Raw genomic sequence first — 22,244 nt, forward strand, 5'->3', positions numbered from 1 at the left:
TCCTAGCCGAGAAAGCCATAGCCGGCGCGGGCCACGCGGCTTTGCAGCGTTCGCCCGAGCGTCTTCTCGCAAAGCAGCGAGACCTTGCTGAGGCGATCGAGATCGAGACCGGTGGCGACACCCTCGGCCTCGAACAGATTGACCAGATCTTCGGTCGCGACATTGCCGGTATAGCCTTCGCCATACTGGATCTGCGCCGGATGGCCGCCGACGCCGCCGAGCGCGCTGTCGAACCAGCGGCATCCGGCCTCATAGGCGGCCACGCAATTGGCCAAGGCGGTTCCCCGGGTGTCGTGGAAATGCGCGATCGCCGTCACCTCGGGTACATCGCGCGCGACACGTTCGAACAGACTGCGGACCGATGACGGCGTGCCATGCCCCGTCGTGTCGCCCACCGTGACATGGCGTACGCCGATCGAGACGAAATGCGCAATGTCGGCGACGACCGAGCCCTGGTCGACCTTGCCTTCGAAAGGACATCCGAAAGCCATCGAGACTACCCCGATCAGCCGGAAGCGCCGGCCGGCAAGCGCCGCCATCTCGGCAACGTTGCGCCACTGCTTCTCGCGCGTCGTGCGCAGATTGCGCTCGGTATGCGCTTCCGTCGCCGAGACGAGAAGGCTCAGTTCCTCGGCGCCGTAGCCGGCGGCGAAATCGGCGAGCGCCCGCTCGACCGCTTTCCCGTTCGGACAGGTGGCCTTGTAGGAGACGCCTTCGCGCCGATCGATGCCCTTCAGCACCTGCGAGGCATCGGCGAAGGCCGGCACCTGTGCCGGATGGCTGTAGCTTGTCGCCTCGATGCGGGAAAAGCCGGCATCGGCGATGGCGTCGATGATCTCGATCTTGTCATGCGCCGCGATGGCCGCAGTCTCATGCTGCAGGCCGTCGCGGGCAAAGCATTCGCAGATCACAACGGCGGAATTCATGAGCCATTCAACCTAATTTAGTTGCTTTTGTGAACTATACCGTTCACTCAGTCAACCATATTTTGAAATGCCCTATTCCTCATCCAACTGGTCGAGATCGGACTGCGTAGCCTGCTGCTTGAGATCGTGGAAATAGGTCGAACTGGTGCGGATGACGCGCCGCATCAACTCGACCAGTATCTGCCGCTCGGCATAACTGAGCGTCGCCAGCATATGTTCGTTGCGCTCGAAGGAATCGTCCAGGACACGCTCCGACAGGTCGAGGCCCTCCGGACTGAGGCGCAGTAGGATTGAGCGGCCGTCCTCCGGATTGGCCGCCTTCTGTATGTAGCCTCGGTCGATGAGACCTGAAACGGTGCGGCTCATCTGGCTTTTTAGCAGGCCGCTATGCTTGGCAAGCTCCTGCAACGGCACGGTTCCAAGATATCTCAGCACCGCCAGGGCGCGCCATTCGCGCGCCGTCAGGCCGTATTTCGGCCGGATCGACAAAGTGGCGATGCGCGTCGAAAGACCGGCAAGCCGCTGAAGCTCGAAGGAAAACAGGTCCCTGATATCAGGCGCCGCGGCATCGTCCTCAAGGCTCCAGCCGGCGCGATGCACCTGCTCGCGCGATCCGGCCTCCCGCTCGCGCTCGCCGCGCGCATCCCGCCCATAGGGAGAAGGAGCCTTGACCCAGCCGTGTTTTGATTTGTTCATGGTCAGCCTCCACGACACGCAGCAGCGAGCTGCCCGAATTTAGTTGACAAGATAAACCATATAGTTCATTTAATCAACCAGATTGGCACGACCGTGACGTCCTGTCGATCTTGTCGCGCATCGAAGCCCTGGGGAAAGGCCGGTGCGACGGCACCGCTCAATCACAGGGAGAAAACCATGCATCTGAAGCGCCTTGCAATCGCGAACATGTTGGGTGCGGCAACCGCACTGTTTATGGCCACGGGCGCGTTCGCGGCCGGCGAAACGCTGACCATCTCCGGCTTCGGCGGCAATCTGCAAAAAGACCTGCGCGCCACGCTGTGGCAGCCCGCCGCCGACGCCGCCGGCGTGACGCTTTCGGAAGAGACTCAGGATGGTCTCGCCTCGGTGCGCGTGCAGGTGCAGTCGGGAAGCCCGACCTGGGACATCGTGCATCTCGGCGCGGACGAATGCGCGGTCGGTGGCAAAGAAGGCCTGTTCGAGCCGCTCGACTACAACACCATCAAGACCGACGGCTTCGACAAGAAGGCCTATGGCGAACACTGGATCGCCACCAACACCTATTCGGTGGTGCTCGCCTGGCGCACCGACGTCTACAAGGACAAGCATCCGACCAGCTGGGCGGACTTCTGGGACGTCAAGGCGTTCCCGGGCCGCAGGGCGCTCAGTACCTATCCGCAGGAAATGATGGAGATCGCGCTGCTCGGCGCCGGCGTCGCCAAGGACAAGCTTTATCCGCTGGACACCAAGCTTTCGCTCGAACGGCTGAAGGAGATCAAGCCGAACATCTCGGTCTGGTGGTCGTCGGGCGCCCAGTCGGCACAGCTCATCAAGGATAAGGAAGTCGACATGATGGCGATCTGGGGCAGCCGCGTCGCTTCGGTCATCAAGGACGGCGCGCCGGTCGAATTCACCTACGACAACGGCATCCTCGGCTATGGCTGCCTGGCCATCCTCAAGGGCTCCAAGCATGTCGCGGCGGCGCAGAAATTCATCGCCGGCGTGGTTTCGCCCGAGGTGCAGGCGCGCATCCCCGAAATGATGCCCTATTACGGACCGACCAACAACCTCGCCTTCAAGGTCGGCAAATTTTCGCCGGACGTGCTTGCGAAGTCCAACATGTCGCCTGAGAATGTCGCCAAGCAGACATTCATCGACGCGAACTGGTGGCGCGACAACAACGAGCTGGTTCGCGAGGATTACAGCTTGCTGATCTCCAACTGAGCGTTGCGCTGACGGGAGGAGAAAGCATGACGTCGGGCGCCGTATCCATACGAAACGTCTCGAAGGCGTTCGGCACGTTCACGGCGCTCGACAACGTATCGTTGGACATCGAGCCCGGCGAGTTCCTGACCTTGCTCGGGCCCTCGGGCTCGGGCAAGACGACGCTGCTCAACGTCATTGCCGGCTTCGAACGCCCCGACAGCGGCAGCCTTTTGGTCGACGGCGTGGAGTTCATCACCAAGCCGCCGCACAAGCGTGACCTCGGCATGGTGTTCCAGAACTATGCGCTGTTTCCGCATATGGACGTCTTCAACAACGTCGCCTACCCGCTGAAGCTGCGCGGTCTTGCGGCAGCCGAGACGCGCGAGCGCGTCAGGCAGGCGCTCGAAACCGTGCAGATGGCGCATCTGTCCGGCCGTCGCATCACCGAACTGTCCGGCGGCCAGAAGCAGCGCGTGGCGCTGGCGCGCGCCATCGTCTTCGAGCCTAAGCTGCTCTTGATGGACGAGCCGCTGTCGGCGCTGGACAAGAACCTGCGCGAGCATATGCAGATCGAGCTGAAGCGCCTGCACGACCGGCTGGGGATGACGACCATCTATGTCACCCACGACCAGCAGGAGGCGCTGACCATGTCGAACCGCATCGCCGTGCTGCGCAACGGCGGCATCGTGCAGCTCGACACGCCGAAACACATCTATGACCGGCCCAACTGCCGTTTCGTGGCAAGCTTCATGGGCGAGACGCGGATGCTTCCCGTCGGCAGGTCGGGCGACGGATATGAGTTTGCCGGGCGCCGGCTGAAACTGGCGCAGCCGCCCTCGGCCGCCGACGCGCAATGGCTGGTGGTGCGGCCCGAGCGTCTCGGTTGGCATGGCGACGAGGCGCGCGACAATCGCATCGATGGACTGGTCGTCGATGTCGTCTATCGCGGCGACAGCCACTCGATCTCGCTGAAGCTGCCGGGCGACCACGAAATATCGATCCGCCGTGCGCCGACCGAGGACAAGCCGCTGCCGGAGCCCGGCCAGACGCTCACCCTGTGGCTGAAGCCGGAGGCCAGCGTCCTGGTCGAGGAAGCCCCTTGATGACGGCAGCCGCGCTCGACACGCAGCCTCTCAACGCCGGACTGCTCGGCGATGACGAGCGCCGCCATCGGCTGGCGATGTTCGGACTGTCGGTCCCGGCCATGCTGCTGGTAGCGCTGGTTCTGCTCGTTCCGTTTTCATGGCTCGCCTGGCTGTCGCTGTTCGATGCTTCGGGCGCCTTGTCGGCCGAGAACTACGCCCGACTGCTGCGCCCGGCCTACGTCAACAGCTTCGTCAGCACGCTCGAGGTGGCCGCGCTCGTCACCGGCGTCTGCATCCTGCTTGGCTATCCCGTCGCTTATCTGCTGTCGCAACTCCCGAAGCGCGCGGCGCAGATACTGCTCGTCTTCGTCATCCTGCCGTTCTGGACATCGGTCCTGGTCAGGACCTACGCCTGGCTCGTCCTGTTGCAGCGCGAAGGCATCATCAACACCTGGCTGAAGCAGCTCGGCCTGATCAGCGAATCCCTGCCGCTGGTCAACAATCTGACCGGCACGGTCATCGGCATGGTGCATGTGATGCTGCCTTTCCTGATCCTGCCGCTCTATGCCTCGATGCGCGCCATCGACCCGGTTTATCTCAGAGCCGCCGCCAATTGCGGCGCCTCGCCGGCGCAGGCTTTCCGCCAGGTGTTCCTGCCGCTGTCGGCGCCGGGTCTCGGCGCCGGTGCTGCGCTCACCTTCGTGCTCTGCCTCGGCTTCTACCTGACGCCGGCGCTGCTCGGCGGCGGCCGCGTCGCCATGTGGTCGACGCAGATCGCCGATGCCGTCGCCAAATTCGCCAATTGGGGCGCGGCGAGCGCGCTGAGCGTGGCGCTGCTCGTCGTCACCGGCCTTATCCTATGGCTGATGAAATGGGGCGTCCGGCGCCTCGGCACGTCTCTCGGAGAGCGCTGATGCTGAGCCGCGCCGCGTCCTCAACCCAGATCACCCACGGCCAGCGTCTGTGGCTCTACGGGCTGGTGGCGCTGGTGATGGCCTTTCTCGTCATCCCTTGCCTGATCATCATCCCGCTGTCCTTCTCCGACTCGCAATATCTCGAATTCCCGCCGCGCGGCTGGAGCCTCCGGTGGTACGAGGCCTTCTTCACTTCGCACGAGTGGCTGCGCTCGGCGGTGGTTTCGCTCAAGGTCGCGTGCAGCACGACGATCCTGGCCACGGTGCTGGGCACGCTCGCCAGCTATGGCCTCCACAAGCGTGCCGGAAATCTCGATCCGATCGTGCGCGGCGCGCTGATGCTGCCGATGATGGTGCCGCTGATCTTCGTCGCCATCGGCGCCTTCTTCGTCTATTCGCGGCTCGACCTCAACAACACGCTGACCGGGCTGGTGCTGGCGCACACGACGCTCGCCATCCCGTTCGTAATCATCGCCGTCAGCAACGGCCTGGCAAGCTTCGACGCCAACCAGGAACGCGCCGCGCGCAGCCTGGGCGCTTCACCGCTGCGCGCCTTCCTCACCGTGACCTTGCCGCAGATCCGCATCTCGGTGATCTCCGGCATGCTGTTTGCCTTCGTCACCTCTTTCGACGAAGTCGTCGTCTCGCTCTTCATCTCCAGCGGCGCGACGTCGACGCTGACCAAGCGCATGTTCGCCAACATACGCGATCAGGTCGATCCGACCGTCGCGGCGATTTCCTCCATGCTGGTGGTGCTGTCGATCGTCGTTCTCATCGCCGCGCAATTCGTGCGCCGCGACGGCGTCAAGGCGACCGACAACCGCTGATCCAGCCGCACCGTTCCTGGAGACCTCAATGCTGGCCATCTTCGATGAGCGGCAATTCCTGCATCGCCCCTTGACCCGGATCGCCGGCGGCGAATTGAAGCGCAGCCCTGAACAGCCTGAAAGGATAGCGGCCCTGCTCCACGGCCTTGATGAGGCTGGTATCGCCGTCCAGCCTCCTCGCGAGCATCCGATCGATGCCATCGCGGCAATGCATGACCGCGACTACCTCGCCTTTCTCGAAACCGGCTTCCAGGCATGGCGGCAATTGCCGGGTGCCGGTCCCGAATTGAGATCGAGCGTCCATCCCAGCCGCCATATGAGCCGCTTGCCGCAGGACCTGCTCGGCCGTGCCGGCTTCTATCAGGCCGACGCCAGTTGCGTGCTCGTCGAGGGAACCTGGGAGGCGGCGCGCGCAAGCGCCAACACGGCCGTCGATGCCATGGCGCGGGTGCTGGCGGGTGAGGATGCGGCATACGCGCTTTGCCGGCCGCCCGGCCATCACGCCTATCGCGATCAGGCGGGCGGCTTCTGCTACCTGAACAACGCAGCCATCGCGGCCAACCTCGCTGCCTCGCAAGATGCGCGGGTGGCGATCGTCGATGTCGACGTTCACCACGGCAACGGGACCCAGGCGCTTTTCTACAACCGGCGGGATGTTCTGACCGTATCGGTGCATGGCGATCCTGCCCACCTCTATCCCTATTATGCCGGCTACGCCGACGAAATCGGGGCTGGCTACGCAGAAGGGTACAACCTAAATCTGCCGGTGCCTCTGATGAGCGGTACCGAGGCCTATCTGGCGGCCGTGGCGAAAGCGTACGAGGCGGTCCGGCAGTTCTCGCCCGATGTCCTCATCATTGCGCTGGGGCTGGACGCCTCTAAGGACGACCCCTTTGCCTGCATGGCCGTAGACGAAACGGGCTTTCGTCGGATGGGAGAAATGCTTGCAGCACTGAGACACCCGACACTGATTGTTCAGGAGGGAGGCTACCCGTCGCCGACGCTGGCGGATTCGCTGGCAGCCTTCCTGAATGGATTTGTCGGACATTGATACGCTGTCGGGATGGACACTTTGCCGGTGCCGATGTCCAACGTCTCACCTGTCGCTTGGCGTGCGCAAAATTCCCTTCGCCTAGTGCGGCAACGCCTTCTCCGGGTGCAGTCCAAGGTGGCCAGGCGAAGGTTCGCCTTTTGCCTCGCCGAGGTAGAGCCCTATCTGCGAACGGAAGCTTTCGACGGCGGCACGATCGGCAAGGAACTTTCCGAAAGCGGTCGGATCGCCGTTCTTGTACTTCCAGATCGGCTTGTAGCCTGCCGGCGGCGCGATGTCGGTGCGCACCGACCACATGTACCAGACGTTCGTCTGCGTCTCCTTGTCGAGAAGCCAGCTCAGATAGAGCTTTGCCGCCTCTGGATGCTTCGCCCCCTTGAGGATGGCGGCCTGCTGCGGCCAGGCGACGAACGGATCCTCCTTCGGCAGCACGAAGCGGGATACCGTGCCCGGGAACGGCACAAGCCCGCCATCGGTCGAGAAGGTGACGGTGGCCTGGCCGGCTTCCACCATGTCGGTAGGTGCCTGCGTGCCGCGAACGTAGATCGGCTCCTGCTTGGCCAACTGCGCCACATAGTCCCAACCATACTTGTCGACGACCTGTTTGAACCAGAACAGCACCGCATCGTCGTCGGTCGGATAGGTCAACACGATCTTGCCCTTGAATTCGGGGCGCAGGTAATCCTTCGCCTCACGCGGCCATGTCGCCTCGTCCGGCAGCAGCTTTGAATTGACGAGGTTGGAGAACGCATCGACGAAGACACCGGTATAGGCGCCGTCGGGATCCTTGAAGGCGGGGTAGACCTTGTCCCAGCCGATGGGCTTGTAGGCCTCCAGAACGCCCTGCTTCTTCCATCGCGGAAAGTTCTGCAGCGTCTGGATCTGGATGATGTCGGGAACCAGCGTCTTCGTGGCGATCTGATTGTCGATGCGGGCTTCGTGAAACTTCGAGTAATCGACGACCACGTCAAGCGTCACACCCGGAAACTTCTGTTCGAAGGCCTTCTTGGTGCCATCCTGCTGGCCGGGCGTGTCGCCGCCGGCATAGACGATGACACGCCCGCCTTCGCCAAGCGCCGCCTTGTAGAGTTGGTCCAGGCTGCGTTTTTCCTCGGCGACTGCGTTTCCGGCCAGCGCATCGCCGGCGCCGGCCAGCAGACTGACACTCGCCGCGAGTCCCAGGGCCGTCCTTCGGTTCATCTTCATGTCGTGCTCCTTTCGGTTTGTTTAGGCGTTCTGCTTCGCCGACCGCTGCTGAACAGCCGTCAGCAACAGAAGCAGCCCCGCCGATATGGCGATCAGGATGCTGGCGACCGCGAGCACGGTCGGGTCGAGGTTCTCACGCGTCCCGCTGAGCAGTTCGCGCGGCAGGGTTTTTTGACCGGGGCCAGTGATCATCAGCGCGATCACCACCTCGTCGAAGGACGCGGCGAAGGCAAAGATGGTGCCCGAGACGATACCGGGCAGGATGAGCGGAATGGTGATCCTGCGGAAGGTCGTCATCGGCGGCGCGCCGAGGCTTTCGGCCGCCCTGAGCAAGCCTTTGTCCAGCTGGCTCACCGAAGCGTTGACGGTGACCAGGACCAGCGGCACGGCGATCACCGCATGCGCCAGCACCAGCCCGGCCAGGCTGTTGGCGAGGCCAAGCGGCGCGAAGAAGAAATAGACGCCGACCGCAGTGATGATCACCGGCACGATCATCGGCGAGATCAGTAGCGCCATCAGCAGCGACTTGCCCGGGAAGCGGATGCGATCGAGCCCGAGCGCGGCCAGCGTGCCAAGCGGCGTCGCGATGGCGACCGTCGAGATAGCCACGATCAGCGAGTTGGCGACGGCATGCAGCCAGCGCGGCGTCGAGACGACGGCGGCGTACCATTTGAGCGACAGGCCCTGCAGCGGGTAGGCCAGGATCGAACCGCCATTGAAGGAGAGCGGCACGATGGCGAAGATCGGCAGAAGCAGGAAGCCCAGCACCAGCGCGCCGGCGAGCCGGCAGCCCCATAGCCAGATGCGCGTGCCGTCCAGCATCTCAGACCCCTACCCTTTGCACGCCGACAAGCCGCACGTAGAGCGCGTAGAGGATCACGGTGGCGATAAGCAGAATGCTGGCGAGCGCGGCCGCAAGGCCCCAGTTCAGCGCCTGCAGCGTGTTGTAGGCGATGTAGAAAGGCAGCATCTGGTCACCCTGGCCGCCGAGCAAAAGGGGCGTGACGTAGTAGCCAAGCGCCAGGATGAAGACCAGCAGCCCGCCGGCGGAGATACCCGGCACGATCTGCGGCAGGTAGATGCGGAAGAAGGCATTGAGCGGGCCGGCTCCCAGCGATCGCGCGGCCTGCATCTGCGAACACGGCAACGCCTTCATCGAGGCGTAGAGGGGCAACACGGCGTAGGGCAGAAGGATGTGAGTGAGCGCGATCAGCACGCCGATGCGGTTGTAGACGAGCTCGAGTGGCGCATCGATGATGCCGAGCCCCATCAGCACCTGGTTGAAGACGCCGTTCTTCTGCAGGATGACCAGCCAGGAGGTCGAGCGCACCAGTACCGAGGTCCACAGCGGCAACAGCAGCGCCAGCATCAAAAGATTGGCCGTGAACTGTCCGACGCTTGCCAGAAGAGAGGCGGCGGGCAGCGCCAGAAGGATGCAGATGGCCGTCGCCGACAAGGCTATGGCAAAAGTGCGCGCGAGCACGTTGACATAGAGGGCGCTGTCCTGGCCGCCCTGCAGCCCCAGCGCGGACCGCAGATAGAGGCCGGTGAGCGGTCCTCGCGCATTCGCCAGCGCCTGCCAGATCCCTCGCTGACCCCAGGCGCCATCGGCGGCGATCAGTGTGGATTTCCAGTCGGTGACGGTGGCGGTATCGCGCGGCAGTGCGCGCGCGGTCGACTGGATGAGCGTGCGCCATGTGCTGGATTCGTAGCCGAGCCGGCGCGCGGCGGTTCCGGCGATCTTTGCCTTGCGCGCCTCGACAAGATCCCGCCCTACCGCCTCGAATGCCGCGGCTGGCGGCAGATCCGCGCCGTCCCAGCCGGCCAGTGCCGCGACGGTGCCGGGCATCACCGTGCCAAGCTCGCGGTCATCGACCGACAGGAACAGCATGCCGCCGAGCGGCACGAAGAACGTGGCGAGAAGAAACAACGCCAGCGGCGCCACCAGGGCAATGCCCACGGCATTTGGGCCGAATGCCCGTCGCCGCCGTTTGATCTCGGTGGTCATGGTCGCTGGCTCCCGCAAGATCAGGATGACGTCTAGTTGGATCGCCATCCTGATCTAAGTCGTTGTCGGAGCATGATTTTCCGAAAACCAGGTTCACTCTTCGGGATCATGCTCCGGGACGGGGGCGGACCGGGTCCGCCGCCATACTTGTCGTCATTTTGCCGCCCAGGCGGCAAACCGCTCGTTCAGGGCGTCGATGTTCTGCACCCAGAAGTTTGCGTCGACGGTGATGCCGGCGGCGATGTGTTCCGGCGCGGTCGGCAAGGTTGCCGCGACATCGGCCGGCAAGGCAGCCTGCGCCGCGACCGAACCGACCCCGTAGCCGAGCTTGGCCGGCCATTCGACCTGGCGGTCGGTGCGGCCGAGATATTCCAGCAGCTTGACGGCGTTGTCTTTGTTGGGCGAGCCCTTGAGGATCACCCAGGAATCGATGTTGAGGATGTTGCCCGCCCACATGATCTTGAAGTCGCGCTTGTTCTCGGCGTTGGCGCCGCGGATGCGACCGTTATAGGAGGTGGTCATCGCCACCTCGCCCGATCCGAGGAGCTGCATCGGCTGGTTGCCGGAGGACCACCAGACGATGTTGGGCTTGATCTCGTCGAGCTTCTTGAAGGCCCTGTCCACCCCCTCCTTCGTGGCCAGTGTCTTGTAGACGTCGGCCGGCGCGACGCCGTCGGCCATCAGCGCGGCTTCGAGGGTGAATTTCGGCCCGTTGCGGAAGGCGCGCTTGCCTGGAAACTTCTTGACGTCCCAGACATCGGCCCACGTCTTCGGGCCGTCCTTGAACACCGCGCCGTCATAGCCAGCACGATGCTGAAGATGTTGGCGGGAACGCCGCATTCGGTCACGCTGCCGGGGATATAGCGTTCGGCGCCGCCGACCGTGGCGGGATCGATGGTCTCGAACAGGCCCTCCTCGCAGCCGAGCGCCTGCTCCTCGGCCTCGACCTCGACCACATCCCAATTGTTGGCTTCGCCGGCGCCGACCTTGGTGCGCAGCACGCCGATGCCGCCATCCCAGCTGTCTTCGGCGAGCGGGATGCCGGTGTCCTTGCGGAAGGGATCGAAATACACCGCGCGCTGCGCGTCCTGGAAGATGCCGCCCGCCGACACGACGGTCAGGTCGCGGGCCACCGCGACGCCCGGCAGTGCGATGGCGGATGCCAGAAGCGCTACATGAAGCAGGCTTGTTTTCATGGTTATTCCCCTTTCTTGGTTGATGGTTTCGCAAACATCGCGGGCGTCACTCCATGTCGGGCAGCGCCTTGCACTGCGCCTCGGGGATGACGACCCGGATCTCATCGCCGATGCCGATCCGGTCGGCCCCGGCTCCTGTCGGAAGTTTCAGCGTCAAGCGTCCGACGCCGCCGCATTCGACGGCCACGCGCCGCGCGTCGCCGAGATAGGAGATCTCGACCACCCTCGCCGCGGATGCGCCTTCGCCGTCGCCGACGGTCACATGCTCAGGCCGGATGCAAACCTTGACGCGGTCGCCGATGGCGGGATGCCCTGCCACCTTGATGTTGACGACGGTGCCTGCCTCCAGCCGGACCGCGGCGCTTCCGGCCGCAAGCGCTTCGACCCGGCCTTCGAGCAAATTGTTCTCGCCGATAAAGGAAGCGACGAACGGTGTGCACGGCCGCTCGTAGAGCAGTTCGGGAGGATCGACCTGCTCGAGCCGGCCCTTGTTGAACACGGCGACGCGATCCGACAGGTTGAGCGCCTCGGACTGGTCGTGGGTTACAAACACCATGGTAATGCCGAGTTGCCGGTGCAGATGCTTCAGTTCGGCCTGCATGTGCTCGCGCAAATTCTTGTCGAGTGCCCCGAGCGGCTCGTCGAGCAGGATGAGGCGAGGCTTGAAGATGATGGCGCGGGCGAGCGCGACGCGCTGCTGCTGGCCGCCCGACAGTTGCGACGGCTTGCGCCCTCCCATGCCGTCCAGATGGACGAGGCTCAACGCCTTCTCGACCCTTTCGCGAATTTCGGCCTTGGGCACGCGACGCACGGAGAGCGGAAACGCCAAGTTCTCCGCGACGGAAAGATGCGGAAACAAGGCATAGTTCTGGAACACGACGCCGATGTCGCGCTTATGCGCAGGCAGGCCTTCGATGCGCGCGCCGTCCATCTCGATCGTGCCGGCCGTAGGAATGTCGAAGCCGGCCAGCAGCATCAGCGACGTCGTCTTGCCCGAGCCCGATGGCCCGAGCAGAGTCAGGAACTCGCCGCGCTGGATCTCAAGGTCGATGTCGCGAAGCGCCCGGAAAGCACCATAGTGCTTCGAAACACCACTGAAGCGCACGATCGGCGGCGGCGCCGAAGCGGCCTGCGGCTCATTCCTTGTCGTGTCGTGCTGCGTCATCTCCGGCGATTCTTTCCCAAGTTCATCACACGGCAGCGGCTCCACGGCTCTTGCGTCGGTCGCATCGCCCGCGCTGCCAACCCGGCTGTGGGACCGGCATGCCGGGTTGCTACGCCGGAACGCCGGGGGCGCCTGGCGCGATGGTTGCGACGATGCTCATCGATGCCCCCACGGTGCTGTTACCGGTCCGCCAGCTTTTGGAATCGGCGCCGAAGACCTTGCCGATGGAGCGCATGGAGCGGAGGTCCTCGACGGTAACGGCAAGGCAAGGCAGGAATTTCTCCCGCCAGCAGATCAGGTAGACGTCCTCGGCCAGTTCGAAGTAGTCGGCCTCGTCGAATTCGCCGATGCCGGCGTCCGGACCATGCCAGCAGTACCAGAAGTAATATTTCGGGTTCACGTAATAGTGGTCGTAGACGTGGGTGTCGCTGTAGACGTAGCGGAAGTACTTGCCGAACAGCTTGTCGGTGCGCGGGAAGTCGGCAACCGTCGACGCTCCAAAGCTGCCCGTGCGATAGGTCAGCGTCGGCACGCTCTGCGCGCCGGTCCGCTCGACGCGGGTCAAAAGGTTCAGGTCCTCGGCGCTGCGGTCGGCCACCGAGCCTTCGATCAGCAGGACGGCATTGCGCGTCAGGTCCAGCCAGAGGCTGACCGATTTCAGCTCGTCATTGGCGTCGATGAAGTCGACGAAATACATGCCGTCGCGGACATTGAACGCCTGGTAGGGCTGCTCGCCATGCCCCCCGGCGCCGCTCGCGCTCCAGGACAAGAGCTCCCCCGTGGCGAACGCCAGGTCGAGCCTGCCCCCATCGTTGAGGGAAACAGCGAATGACTTGCCGGCGAGATCGGTTGTCGGATCCGGCCTGCCGCCGGAATGGTTCTGCAGGATGTCTCCTATCTGCGGCCAGTGGATGGCAGCAGATGATGCGGCGCTGGTGACCATCGGTCCTCCCTGTTCCCAATGTGCGGCGCGACCCCCTCGGTAGCGCTCGAGGCTGTGTTCTTGCTCAGGCTTTCCTTGCGTTCCTGGCAGCCTCGGCCATGCGTTCGCGATCGCGCTCGAAGGCCTCGAAATCGAAGCTTTCCAGCTCGATCTCCTCGATCGGCGGATAGGGTCGGGCAATACCGTCCCAGCCGATCTGGTCGATGCTCCAGTAGAATTCCAGCAGATTGCCGTCGGGGTCGCGCCCATAGAAGCGCGGCTGGTTGCCGGGCCCGCCCTTACGCGCGTTGACGATGGCGATCCCGCGCTCCTCGAAACGGCGGTAAAGCGCCAGAAGGTCGTCCGAGCTGTTCATCTCGAAGGCGATATGGTGCAGGCCGAAGGCATGCTGCGCCGGCGGCTCGACCGCGTTCCTGAGCGTGAAGATCGACAGGCAGTGATGGGTGGAGTCGTTTCGCACGAACGATCCGGACAGCACCGCCACACCGTGGCCCACCTCGTCCATCCCGTAGTTGAACTGCTCGGTAAGCCGCATCCCCAGAACCTCGGTGTAGAAGCTGACCGACCGCTCCATATCCCGAACGGCGATCCCGACATGCCCAAGCCGACCAACGCGCAACGTCATTGTGCTTCCTCTCTGGTTCGTTTTCGCTTAGTCCGATTATCGGACAGTATTTGTTCGTTATTCGAAACTAAATCAGCTCAAGCGCGGCGTCAAGAGCGCATGTTCATCAACCTCCAAAAGTAGCTGAAAGGCGCGAAAGGGCCGAAAAATCGCTGGAAATGCTTCATCTGACCGCGTTGGTCGCTGCTACCGGCCGCAATGCATCACGCGCGGATCAATGCACTTGAACCTGCCTTGACCGTCGTGCCGATGCGCTCTATGATACCGAATATCGAACTATATATGTCCGATAATCGGATAAATTCTCGACAGTCCACGATTTGAAGGGAGCGAAATGACAAAGCTCGTCACATACACATCTGGCGACCGGCCGCGCCTCGGCGCCGTTCAGGGCGACCTGATCATCGACCTTGCCAGTGCCAACGGCGCCTTTCCGCAGGACGTGCCTTCGGGCGACGGCTGGACCGTGGACGGTGTCGCCTTTCTCGCGGCGGGTGCTCCGGCTCTTAAGGCACTCGGCGCCATCATCGGGAAAGTGTCGGCGCTCAGCGAAGCGGACGCGCGATCGCTTCTCGTCGAGCCGGCCTCGGTCAAGCTCCTGCCGCCGATCCCAAATCCGCCCAAGATCATCTGCGTCGCCCGCAACTACGGCAAGCATGCCGAGGAGGCCGGGCGCCCCGTTTCCGAGATCCCGATCATCTTCGCCCGCTTCGCCAAGACGCTTGTCGCTCACGGCGGCAATGTCGTGGTGCCGCGCGTATCGCATCAGCTCGACTGGGAGGGCGAACTCGCCGTCATCATCGGCAAGCCGGGCCGCTATATTTCCAGGAAGGACGCGCTCGACCACGTCGCCGGCTATTCGATCTTCAACGACGTGACGGTGCGCGACTATCAGTTCCGCGTCTCGCAATACACGGCCGGCAAGAACTTCTCCCATAGCGGGCCGTTCGGGCCATATCTCGTGCTCCGCGACGAGGTTGCCGACCCGCACGCCTTGCAGATCACCACGACGCTCAACGGCGACGTGGTGCAATCGGGCAATACCAGCGAGATGATCTTCGATATTCCGGCGATCATCGAGCACATTTCGGAGTTCATCGACCTCGAAGCCGGCGACGTCATCCCGATGGGAACGCCGGCCGGTGTCGGCTTCACCCGCAAACCGCCGCTTTTCCTCAAGGGCGGCGACGTCATCTCCGTCGAGATCGAGGGGCTAGGCACACTCACCAACCCGGTCGTCGACGAAAGTGGACCGGCATGAGCAGGTCGGCGCTGTTCGAAAAGGGGCTGAAGATCCGCAAGGAAGTCGTCGGCGAGGAGTACGTGCAACGCGCCTTCGACAAGGCGGGCGATTTCGGCCGCGATTTCCAGGAACTGGTGACCGAATTCTGCTGGGGCGCGTCATGGGGGCGCGAGGCGCTTAGCCGGCGCGACCGCAGCCTGCTCAACATCGTCATGCTCGGCACGCTCGGGCGCAATGCCGAGTTGGCGCTGCACCTGCGTGGCGCGCTGCGCAACGGCGTCACCCCGGACGAGATCCGCGATGCCCTGATCCAGCTGACGATCTACGCCGGCGTTCCCGCGGGCGTGGAATCCTTCCGCATCGCGCAGGACGTCCTGGAGAACCCGGAAACCCAGCCCACCGCACCTTCGAAAGGTCCAAAGCCATGAGCCAGATAGCCGAGAACTACAAACGCCTCGACACCGTCACGCCGGACAAGCTGTTTCCCGGCCATGATGCGCTCAGGCTCGATGCGACGCTGTCGCTTGCCGGCACCACGCAGGTGCTGCATTTTTCCGACCGCCCGCCGCTGTCGATGAGCTTCGGCGACAAGACCGTCACTTGGACGTCCGAGCCGGCCGCCAACGTCGCCTATCCGGTCGGCGAGGCCAGCTATGAAGCGATCGAAGTGAGGCGTGGATTGCTGGCTGCCACGATCAATCATCCTGCAGGCAACTCCAACGACATGGTGGTGTTCGACCTCGCCCGCAAACGCGCCGTGATCGTCCATACCGTCATGATGACCGGAACCTCCACCATTGCCGAGCGAAGCGTCATTCTCGAGGCCGGCATCGGCGAGGCTATCGGCGAGCACTTCGAGCCGACCAAGGAGTTGGTCGGCAAGCGCATCCACTGGACCTATGGCCCGACGCACTTCTTCGAGCACATCTACATCGAGCCTGAACTTTATGTCTGGCATGGCATCATCGGGCCGGAAGCCGGGATGGGCGCGGTGGAACCGACCTCGGTCCGCAAGATCGCCGAGAAGCTCTATTTGTTCACCTGGTCCGACCGGGCGACACCCTTCAACGGCGCCCTGGTGATCGATCTCAACGAGGCTCCCAAATCAGCCGGCCGGCTGGTCGGCTGGGATGCGGACAAGCGCCTCATCAGCCAGGTGATCGTCGGCGCCACCGGCGTGCTGGTCAACGAGACGAAGTACTGAAGGCCGGTTGACGGGAGGGCATCGCGTGACGGACTTGAGCGAAACGGCGAAACGGCTGCCACGCGCCGAACTCTATGTCGGCGGCGAATGGCGGTCGGCGGCGGATGGCGGTGTTCAGACCATCGTCAATCCAGCCACCGGCCAGCCGCTCGGCACGCTGAGCATGGCGACAGCGGGCGATGTGTCCGCTGCCGTCAGCGCGGCGCGCGCGCAGTTCGAGACCGGTGCATGGTCGCGCCTTTCGGGATCGGATCGCGGCAAGCTGTTGTGGCGGCTTGCCGATCTCGTCGAGGCCAATCGCCAGAACCTTGCTTATCTGGAAGCCATCGATATCGGGCGCCCCTATTTCGAACCGTTCATGTTCGAGATCCCGCTCGCGGCCGAGACCTTCCGCCACTTCGCCGGCTGGGCCGACAAGATCGGCGGCAGCACCTTCGACCTGCCCGATCTCGACGGGCGCCAGCGCCATTCCTACACGCTGCGACAGCCGATCGGCGTCGTCGGCGCGATCACGCCGTGGAACGCGCCGACCATGATCGCGTCGTGGAAGCTGGGGCCGGCGCTCGCCGCCGGCAACACCATCGTTATCAAGCCGGCCGAGGATGCCTCGCTGAGCACCATCCGCCTGGTCGAACTGATCGAGGAAGCCGGATTCCCGGCCGGCGTCGTCAACCTCGTGACCGGCAGCGGCGCGGTCGCCGGCGATGCGCTGGTGCGGCATCCGGGCATCGACAAGATTTCCTTCACCGGCAGTCCCGGCGTCGGCCGGCGGATCGCGGCAATCGCCTCGGAGGCCTTGAAGAAAGTGACGCTGGAACTCGGCGGCAAGTCGCCCCAGATCGTTTGCCAGGACGCCGATCTCGACCGCGTCATCCCAGGCGCTTCGATCTCGCTGTTCGCCAACCAGGGCCAGACCTGCGCCTCAGGCAGCAGGGTCCTCGTGCACGAATCGATCGCCGACGAGGTAATCGAGCGCATGGTTGCCGCAGCCCAAAGCGTCGTGGTCGGCGACCCGTTCGCGCCGGAGACGCAGATGGGCTCGCTGGTGAGCGAAAGGCAGCTCGAGCGGGTGAGCGGCTATGTGCTGAAGGGCAAGGCCGAAGGCGCCCGCCTGCTCACCGGCGGCAACCGCATCGACCGTCCCGGATATTTTTACGCGCCCACTTTGTTTGCCGGCGACAACCAGCTCACCATCGCGCGCGAGGAAATCTTCGGCCCGGTCGGCACCATCATCCGGTTCCGCGACGAAGAGGAAGCCCTGCGTCTCGCCAACGCGACGGACTACGGCCTGACCTCTGTCGTCTGGACGCGCGATCTCGCCACGGCCAACCGCTTCGCGCGCTATTTACGGACCGGCTCGGTCTGGGTCAACGCCTGGGGGCCGCCCCACCCTGCCCTGCCATGGCTCGGCGTCAAGACCAGCGGCCTCGGGCTTGAGCTCGGCCGCTCCGGCATCCTTGCCAACACCGTCGAGAAGACCGTGTCTATCATCTCCTGAGAGACGACCAGCTGCGTCTCGTTGCGTATTGAAGGGCCTGGGGCTTCACACTAGTGTCGATTATCGGACGATTCACGTTCGATAGTCCACGCATCCGTCGCCGGCCATCCGGCCCGGTGCCGGGAGGCGATGCAGCACCAAGCGCTTCCCGCAACATTGGAGTTTCTTCTTGGCCGAAATATCGCTGACCGGCGACCAGATGCTCACCGTCCTCGAAACCGTCGCGAAGAAAGGTCCGGTGAGTGCGGCCGACGTCGCGCGCGCCTGCGACATCAACAGGACCGTGGCCTACCGGCTTCTCGTCACGCTGGAACAGCGCGCCTATGTGCGGCGCGGCCATGACGGCTATACGCTAGGCAGCGCGATCAACGATCTGGTCCGCCAGCTCGATCGCGACATTTCCAGCATCGCTCGCCCGTTCATGGGCACGCTCGCCAATGCTGTCGGCGAGACGGTGGTGCTGCACTGTCTTAATAAGGACGAGGCGGTGGTGACGGAACAGGCGCTTGGCAACCGGCATCTCGTGCGAGTGCAGCACGTGCCTGGCTCGCGCCATCCGCTTCACCTCGGCGCCAGCGGCTGGGCGATGCTCGCATTCCAGGACCAGAAGACGATCGCGCGCATCGTCAAGAAGTCGGCCGACCCGGCCGCGGCGCTGGCGCGCGTCGAGCAGACCCGAGAGGACGGCTACGCGATCTCGCACGACGAACTGCAGATGGGCGTGCACGGCATTGCCGCGCCATTGATCGAGCCGGACGGCCGCTGCAACGCGAGCCTCGCAATACTGGTGCCAAGCATCCGGGCTGAAACGCTGCCGGCGCTGACACCGAGGTTGCTCGACCTCGCCGCCGAGATTTCCAATCAGTTGTAGGCCAAGGCGCGTATCGGTCCCACTGCAGCCAACATCCGTCGGGCAACGGCGGGAGCACCGCGCCAATCGCTGGGTCGATCTCGGAACTCACTTCCGCTGCTCGAGCAGCGCGTGAACGACTGGGCGCCAGATCTGCGTGAACTGATCGAGCTCCGGCCCGTCCGCGTAGGTCTTGTCGTTGAGGAAGAGGCCAGGCGTCGGGCAGGTCGCGCCAAGCTCGGCCAGCAGCGGCTTGAGATAGGCCTCGACAGCAAGCGCGTGACGCTCTCCCGCCCCGAGCATGAGCGGAATGGCGATCACCCCGCGCATGCCGGTCTGTCCTGCAAACCTGTCGAGGAAGAGTTTAAGCAGGCCGCTGTAGGTGGCCTTGAAGGTCGGGCTTGCGACCACGACGAGGTCGCTTGCCGCAACCGTGGCGACGGCGGACTTAACCGTTTCGTCGTCCCAGTCGAGGAGAGCGGCACCGAACTTGACGAGGTCGAACTCAACATTTGGCCCCGTGCCCGTGAGGCGCTCGACGAGAAGCCTCGCGGCGTCAAGGGTTCGAGATGCCGGCTTCGGGTTGCCGACCACTACGGCCGTGCGCAAGGTCTCCATGGTCTGTCCTCAGGCGTTAGAATTCCATCAGGTTGTCACGCAGCATCCCTCCGGCATATCGGTTTCTGACCGCCCCCAGGTCCTGCAGGGCAGGAACGAGGCCGTCGACAACTTCGGCCAGGAAATGCCGCGTCGTCTGGCCGGACACGAGAAAGCCGTCGCCGCCGACATGCTCCATGATCTCGACCATCTCGCGGGCGACGTCCTGCGCGGTGCCGGCAAGGCTGGTTCCGTCGGGATTATAGGCCAGAGCGATGGCGCCTGCCTGGCGCAGTGTGCGGCCGGCGTTGCGGGCAATAAAGTCGGTAAGCACCGAACGCGTGCCTTGAGTGCTTAACCCTTCGGCCTTCAGCGGCTCGTCGAGAGGGTAACGGCTAAAGTCGATGTCGACGATCTTCGAGACCTTGGCGAGTGTCGCCTCAGCTTCAGCCAGATCGTCCGCGTCGCGTTTGCGGCGCTTCAACTCGGCCTCTTCTCGGGTCGCGCCGATGATCGGCGCGATCAGCAGCATCAGCTTGATCGTGTCAGGATCCCGACCCAGGCTCCGCGCCAGTTCCCTGATCTCCTGACGGTACTGCCGGGCATAGTCGAGCGTCTTGGCCTTGACCACGATGGTATCGGCATTCCGGGCGGCGAAGATACGCCCCCTGCCCGAGCTGCCCGCCTGCGCCATGACCGGCCGCCCTTGCGGAGCGGGACCGGAGTTCAGCGGGCCCCGCGTGGCGTAATGCTTGCCTTTATAGTCAGGTATCCTCACCTTCGAGGGATCGATGAGGACGCCGGAAGAACGATCGGCGACGACCGCGTCGGCATCCCAGGAATCCCACAATGCGTTTGCCGCTTCCACGAACTCGTCGGCGACGTCGTAGCGCGCGTCATGCTCGTCCATCCCGTCATGGCCGAAATTCTGCAGCGCCCGCTCGGAAGAACCGGTGACGACATTCCACCCCGCGCGCCCGTGCGAAAGCTGGTCGAGTGAACCGATGAGCCGGGCGAGCTGGTAGGGGTGGTAGGCGAATGTTGAGATGGTCGGAACGACGCCGATATGACGGGTGGCCTGCAGCATGTAGGGCGCAACCATCAGCGGATCGCGGCGCGGCACCGAAAGCCCCTTTCGCAGATAGATGTCCATCGAGTCGCCATAGGCGTCAGCGACGAAGACATTGTCTTCGATCAGCACATAATCGAAGCAGGCGCGCTCCAGTTCGCGGGCGGCCGCGACATAGAGGTCGGGACTTGCCCATTCCTTGCCGACATTGCCGCCCCACGCAGTCGCCCATGCCTGCGCATGCGAATCCGTGAGGAAGTAACCCAGATGGAATTTCCTGCTCATCATGGCCTCCGGCTTCCGGCGTCAATGCAGGCCGAAGCTGTTCATCAAACTGTTGCGGTATCTGGAAAAGGCTTCCGAAACGCGGTCGCGCGGATAAGGAAGGTCGACTTCGATCACCTGCGAGATGCGTCCCGGACGCGCCGACATGACCACGACCCTCTGGCCGAGCGCGAGCGACTCGTCGATGTCATGGGTGACGAAGACAGTCGTCACGTTCTGCGACCGCCAGATATCGCGCAGCGCGTCCTGAAGCTTTATCCGGGTGAATGCGTCAAGCGCGCCGAACGGCTCGTCCATCAGCAATATGGTCGGCCGCGGCGCCAATGCCCGGGCGATGGCTACACGTTGGGCCATCCCGCCCGAAAGCTGGTGGGGGTAGGCATCCTCGAAGCCGGCCAGACCGACAAGGTCGAGCAGTTCCCCCACCCGCGCGCGCTTTTCTTCCGGGCCCGCTCTCAACCCGAACGCGATGTTGCCGCCGGCGGTCAGCCAGGGGAGCAACCGGGCTTCCTGAAAGACCAGACCGCGCGAGCGATTGGGCCCGACGACCGGCTGTCCGCCGGCCAGGATCTCGCCGCTGAAACCGAGATCGAGGCCGGCGATGCTGCGCAAAAGCGTGGACTTGCCGCAGCCCGACGGACCGACCAGCACCACGAACTCGCCCGGACGGATGTCGAGACTGACATCGCTGAGCGCCGTGACGCCTTGTCCCCTGCCCTCGAAGGTGCGGCTGACATTGCGAACGGAGACGAACTGGCTCATGTCATGACCCCGAGAAGGCGTTGCGCCAGTGCAGCACTCGGGCCTCGATCAGCCGCAGGGCGACATCCATGAGCTTGCCGGCCAGCGAGAAGACGATCAGGCTCGCCAGGACGACATCGACGCGAACCGCCTCGCGGCCTTGCATGAGCCAGTATCCGATACCGCTTTGCGCGGCCATCAACTCGGCTATGACCAGCGCGAGCCAGGCAATCCCCAACGCATAGCGGATGCCGGTTAGGATTTCAGGAAGGGCAGCCGGCAGGATGACCCGAAGAAGCAGTTCAGCCTTCGAGAATTCGAAGGACTGCCCGACCTCCACGAAACCGCGATTGACGTTGCGCACACCCGCCAGCGTGTTGATGTAGACGGGAAAGAAGCTCGCCACCGCTATCAGGATGACCTTCGGCGTCTCTCCGAGACCGAACCACATCACCAGCAGCGGCGTCAGCCCCATGAAAGGCACGGTGCGCAGCATCTGCACGGTCGTGTCGGACAGTCGCTCGCTGAACAACGACAGGCCGTTGAGCGCGCCAAGAAACAGCGCAAGCCCACCGCCGATCGCAAAACCCAATATCCAACGACGGATGCTGTAAGCCAGATTGATCCAAAGCGATCCGTCCAGCGCGGCTTGCCCCAATGTCAAGAACACACGCGAGGGTGCTGGCAGCAGGAGCGTGTTGACGGCGCCGATGCGCGCCGCGGTCTCCCAGACGACGACGATCAAGACGGGGATGATGAACCCGGCGAGATGCCGCAGCAGCGCCGCCGGAGCACGTGCCCCGGCGGAACGATTTCCTTGCATCGCCGATGCGGATGGATCGCGCCGGTTACCGGCCGGTCCGGCAGCCGCTGAAGCTGTCTTGTCGGCGTCAGGCATCGGCTTTCGGC

At 63.9% G+C, this 22,244-nt stretch carries 22 protein-coding genes and 1 pseudogene; 10 read left to right on the plus strand and 13 right to left on the minus strand.

Annotated elements, in window-relative coordinates; genetic code table 11:
* Positions 1-2: 2 nt before the first annotated feature.
* On the minus strand, positions 3-926 hold the full coding sequence (locus FJ988_RS08640) for a hydroxymethylglutaryl-CoA lyase (RefSeq protein WP_140816463.1): 924 nt from the start codon (positions 924-926) through the stop codon (positions 3-5).
* 72 nt (positions 927-998) lie between these two features.
* The gene (locus FJ988_RS08645; protein WP_140816465.1) at positions 999-1,622 is read right to left on the minus strand and encodes a MarR family winged helix-turn-helix transcriptional regulator; all 624 of its coding nucleotides are present in this window, start codon (positions 1,620-1,622) and stop codon (positions 999-1,001) included.
* Between the two features lie 177 nt (positions 1,623-1,799).
* Here FJ988_RS08645 and FJ988_RS08650 point away from each other — a divergent pair, with 177 nt between their 5' ends.
* From FJ988_RS08650 to FJ988_RS08670, 5 genes are read left to right on the plus strand one after another with little or no spacing between them, the layout of a single operon-like run.
* Positions 1,800-2,846, plus strand: coding sequence for an ABC transporter substrate-binding protein (locus FJ988_RS08650; protein WP_140816467.1), 1,047 nt, complete (start codon positions 1,800-1,802; stop codon positions 2,844-2,846).
* Between the two features lie 26 nt (positions 2,847-2,872).
* A complete protein-coding gene (locus FJ988_RS08655) occupies positions 2,873-3,931 on the plus strand; it encodes an ABC transporter ATP-binding protein (RefSeq protein WP_140816469.1) in 1,059 nt (352 codons plus the stop codon).
* Entirely contained in the window at positions 3,931-4,827 is an 897-nt protein-coding gene (locus FJ988_RS08660; RefSeq protein ID WP_140816471.1) for an ABC transporter permease, read from the plus strand. Before FJ988_RS08655 ends, FJ988_RS08660 begins: the two co-directional genes overlap by 1 nt.
* Positions 4,827-5,654 (plus strand): ABC transporter permease, encoded by an 828-nt coding sequence (locus FJ988_RS08665; protein WP_140816473.1) that lies wholly within the window; start codon positions 4,827-4,829, stop codon positions 5,652-5,654. Before FJ988_RS08660 ends, FJ988_RS08665 begins: the two co-directional genes overlap by 1 nt.
* A 28-nt stretch (positions 5,655-5,682) precedes the next feature.
* Positions 5,683-6,705, plus strand: coding sequence for a histone deacetylase family protein (locus FJ988_RS08670; protein WP_140816475.1), 1,023 nt, complete (start codon positions 5,683-5,685; stop codon positions 6,703-6,705).
* 81 nt (positions 6,706-6,786) lie between these two features.
* Here FJ988_RS08670 and FJ988_RS08675 read toward each other — a convergent pair whose 3' ends face one another.
* The 7 genes and pseudogenes from FJ988_RS08675 to FJ988_RS08705 form a co-directional block, all read right to left on the minus strand.
* Positions 6,787-7,911 (minus strand): ABC transporter substrate-binding protein, encoded by a 1,125-nt coding sequence (locus tag FJ988_RS08675; protein ID WP_140816477.1) that lies wholly within the window; start codon positions 7,909-7,911, stop codon positions 6,787-6,789.
* 21 nt (positions 7,912-7,932) lie between these two features.
* Positions 7,933-8,733 (minus strand): ABC transporter permease, encoded by an 801-nt coding sequence (locus FJ988_RS08680; protein ID WP_140816479.1) that lies wholly within the window; start codon positions 8,731-8,733, stop codon positions 7,933-7,935.
* A 1-nt stretch (position 8,734) separates the two neighbouring features.
* On the minus strand, positions 8,735-9,919 hold the full coding sequence (locus FJ988_RS08685) for an ABC transporter permease (protein ID WP_140816481.1): 1,185 nt from the start codon (positions 9,917-9,919) through the stop codon (positions 8,735-8,737).
* A 153-nt stretch (positions 9,920-10,072) separates the two neighbouring features.
* A pseudogene (locus FJ988_RS08690) lies at positions 10,073-11,115 on the minus strand (ABC transporter substrate-binding protein).
* A gap of 46 nt (positions 11,116-11,161) precedes the next feature.
* Complete coding sequence (locus tag FJ988_RS08695) at positions 11,162-12,280, minus strand: ABC transporter ATP-binding protein (RefSeq protein WP_140816483.1); 1,119 nt, start codon at positions 12,278-12,280, stop codon at positions 11,162-11,164.
* A gap of 109 nt (positions 12,281-12,389) precedes the next feature.
* Entirely contained in the window at positions 12,390-13,223 is an 834-nt protein-coding gene (locus FJ988_RS08700) for a MoaF C-terminal domain-containing protein (RefSeq protein WP_140816485.1), read from the minus strand.
* Positions 13,224-13,287: 64 nt separating this feature from the next.
* Entirely contained in the window at positions 13,288-13,848 is a 561-nt protein-coding gene (locus FJ988_RS08705; RefSeq protein WP_140816487.1) for a VOC family protein, read from the minus strand.
* Between the two features lie 334 nt (positions 13,849-14,182).
* Between FJ988_RS08705 and FJ988_RS08710 the strand changes: the two genes are divergently transcribed.
* The 5 genes from FJ988_RS08710 (at position 14,183) to FJ988_RS08730 (ending at position 18,664) form a co-directional block, all read left to right on the plus strand.
* Positions 14,183-15,109: a fumarylacetoacetate hydrolase family protein gene (locus FJ988_RS08710; protein WP_140816489.1), complete on the plus strand. Its 927-nt coding sequence runs from the start codon at positions 14,183-14,185 to the stop codon at positions 15,107-15,109.
* On the plus strand, positions 15,106-15,519 hold the full coding sequence (locus FJ988_RS08715) for a carboxymuconolactone decarboxylase family protein (protein WP_140816491.1): 414 nt from the start codon (positions 15,106-15,108) through the stop codon (positions 15,517-15,519). The genes FJ988_RS08710 and FJ988_RS08715 overlap by 4 nt, the downstream gene beginning before the upstream one ends.
* Positions 15,516-16,295, plus strand: coding sequence for a MoaF C-terminal domain-containing protein (locus FJ988_RS08720; protein ID WP_140816493.1), 780 nt, complete (start codon positions 15,516-15,518; stop codon positions 16,293-16,295). Before FJ988_RS08715 ends, FJ988_RS08720 begins: the two co-directional genes overlap by 4 nt.
* Positions 16,296-16,320: 25 nt before the next feature.
* A complete protein-coding gene (locus FJ988_RS08725) occupies positions 16,321-17,793 on the plus strand; it encodes an aldehyde dehydrogenase (protein ID WP_140816495.1) in 1,473 nt (490 codons plus the stop codon).
* 169 nt (positions 17,794-17,962) lie between these two features.
* Positions 17,963-18,664 (plus strand): IclR family transcriptional regulator, encoded by a 702-nt coding sequence (locus FJ988_RS08730; protein WP_246688479.1) that lies wholly within the window; start codon positions 17,963-17,965, stop codon positions 18,662-18,664.
* Between the two features lie 87 nt (positions 18,665-18,751).
* On the opposite strand, the gene FJ988_RS08735 is transcribed toward FJ988_RS08730, so the two are convergent.
* The 4 genes from FJ988_RS08735 to FJ988_RS08750 are packed head-to-tail and all read right to left on the minus strand — an operon-like array spanning position 18,752 to position 22,233.
* Complete coding sequence (locus FJ988_RS08735; RefSeq protein WP_210242750.1) at positions 18,752-19,261, minus strand: NADPH-dependent FMN reductase; 510 nt, start codon at positions 19,259-19,261, stop codon at positions 18,752-18,754.
* A 16-nt stretch (positions 19,262-19,277) separates the two neighbouring features.
* Positions 19,278-20,594, minus strand: a complete 1,317-nt coding sequence (locus FJ988_RS08740) for an NtaA/DmoA family FMN-dependent monooxygenase (protein ID WP_246688480.1) — start codon at positions 20,592-20,594, stop codon at positions 19,278-19,280.
* Positions 20,595-20,615: 21 nt separating this feature from the next.
* The gene (locus tag FJ988_RS08745; RefSeq protein ID WP_140816499.1) at positions 20,616-21,356 is read right to left on the minus strand and encodes an ABC transporter ATP-binding protein; all 741 of its coding nucleotides are present in this window, start codon (positions 21,354-21,356) and stop codon (positions 20,616-20,618) included.
* Between the two features lies 1 nt (position 21,357).
* Entirely contained in the window at positions 21,358-22,233 is an 876-nt protein-coding gene (locus tag FJ988_RS08750; protein ID WP_140816501.1) for an ABC transporter permease, read from the minus strand.
* Positions 22,234-22,244: the final 11 nt, after the last annotated feature.

The organism is Mesorhizobium sp. CU3 (assembly GCF_006442965.1).
Lineage (GTDB): Bacteria > Pseudomonadota > Alphaproteobacteria > Rhizobiales > Rhizobiaceae > Mesorhizobium.

What these genes read in the sequence shown, in the direction of transcription:
- FJ988_RS08640 (WP_140816463.1), bottom strand. Translation starts at nt 926, where the DNA reads ATGAATTCCGCCGTTGTGATCTGCGAATGCTTTGCCCGCGACGGCCTG.
- FJ988_RS08645 (WP_140816465.1), bottom strand. Translation starts at nt 1,622, where the DNA reads ATGAACAAATCAAAACACGGCTGGGTCAAGGCTCCTTCTCCCTATGGG.
- FJ988_RS08650 (WP_140816467.1), top strand. Translation starts at nt 1,800, where the DNA reads ATGCATCTGAAGCGCCTTGCAATCGCGAACATGTTGGGTGCGGCAACC.
- FJ988_RS08655 (WP_140816469.1), top strand. Translation starts at nt 2,873, where the DNA reads ATGACGTCGGGCGCCGTATCCATACGAAACGTCTCGAAGGCGTTCGGC.
- FJ988_RS08660 (WP_140816471.1), top strand. Translation starts at nt 3,931, where the DNA reads ATGACGGCAGCCGCGCTCGACACGCAGCCTCTCAACGCCGGACTGCTC.
- FJ988_RS08665 (WP_140816473.1), top strand. Translation starts at nt 4,827, where the DNA reads ATGCTGAGCCGCGCCGCGTCCTCAACCCAGATCACCCACGGCCAGCGT.
- FJ988_RS08670 (WP_140816475.1), top strand. Translation starts at nt 5,683, where the DNA reads ATGCTGGCCATCTTCGATGAGCGGCAATTCCTGCATCGCCCCTTGACC.
- FJ988_RS08675 (WP_140816477.1), bottom strand. Translation starts at nt 7,911, where the DNA reads ATGAAGATGAACCGAAGGACGGCCCTGGGACTCGCGGCGAGTGTCAGT.
- FJ988_RS08680 (WP_140816479.1), bottom strand. Translation starts at nt 8,733, where the DNA reads ATGCTGGACGGCACGCGCATCTGGCTATGGGGCTGCCGGCTCGCCGGC.
- FJ988_RS08685 (WP_140816481.1), bottom strand. Translation starts at nt 9,919, where the DNA reads ATGACCACCGAGATCAAACGGCGGCGACGGGCATTCGGCCCAAATGCC.
- FJ988_RS08695 (WP_140816483.1), bottom strand. Translation starts at nt 12,280, where the DNA reads ATGACGCAGCACGACACGACAAGGAATGAGCCGCAGGCCGCTTCGGCG.
- FJ988_RS08700 (WP_140816485.1), bottom strand. Translation starts at nt 13,223, where the DNA reads ATGGTCACCAGCGCCGCATCATCTGCTGCCATCCACTGGCCGCAGATA.
- FJ988_RS08705 (WP_140816487.1), bottom strand. Translation starts at nt 13,848, where the DNA reads ATGACGTTGCGCGTTGGTCGGCTTGGGCATGTCGGGATCGCCGTTCGG.
- FJ988_RS08710 (WP_140816489.1), top strand. Translation starts at nt 14,183, where the DNA reads ATGACAAAGCTCGTCACATACACATCTGGCGACCGGCCGCGCCTCGGC.
- FJ988_RS08715 (WP_140816491.1), top strand. Translation starts at nt 15,106, where the DNA reads ATGAGCAGGTCGGCGCTGTTCGAAAAGGGGCTGAAGATCCGCAAGGAA.
- FJ988_RS08720 (WP_140816493.1), top strand. Translation starts at nt 15,516, where the DNA reads ATGAGCCAGATAGCCGAGAACTACAAACGCCTCGACACCGTCACGCCG.
- FJ988_RS08735 (WP_210242750.1), bottom strand. Translation starts at nt 19,261, where the DNA reads ATGGAGACCTTGCGCACGGCCGTAGTGGTCGGCAACCCGAAGCCGGCA.
- FJ988_RS08740 (WP_246688480.1), bottom strand. Translation starts at nt 20,594, where the DNA reads ATGAGCAGGAAATTCCATCTGGGTTACTTCCTCACGGATTCGCATGCG.
- FJ988_RS08745 (WP_140816499.1), bottom strand. Translation starts at nt 21,356, where the DNA reads ATGAGCCAGTTCGTCTCCGTTCGCAATGTCAGCCGCACCTTCGAGGGC.
- FJ988_RS08750 (WP_140816501.1), bottom strand. Translation starts at nt 22,233, where the DNA reads ATGCCTGACGCCGACAAGACAGCTTCAGCGGCTGCCGGACCGGCCGGT.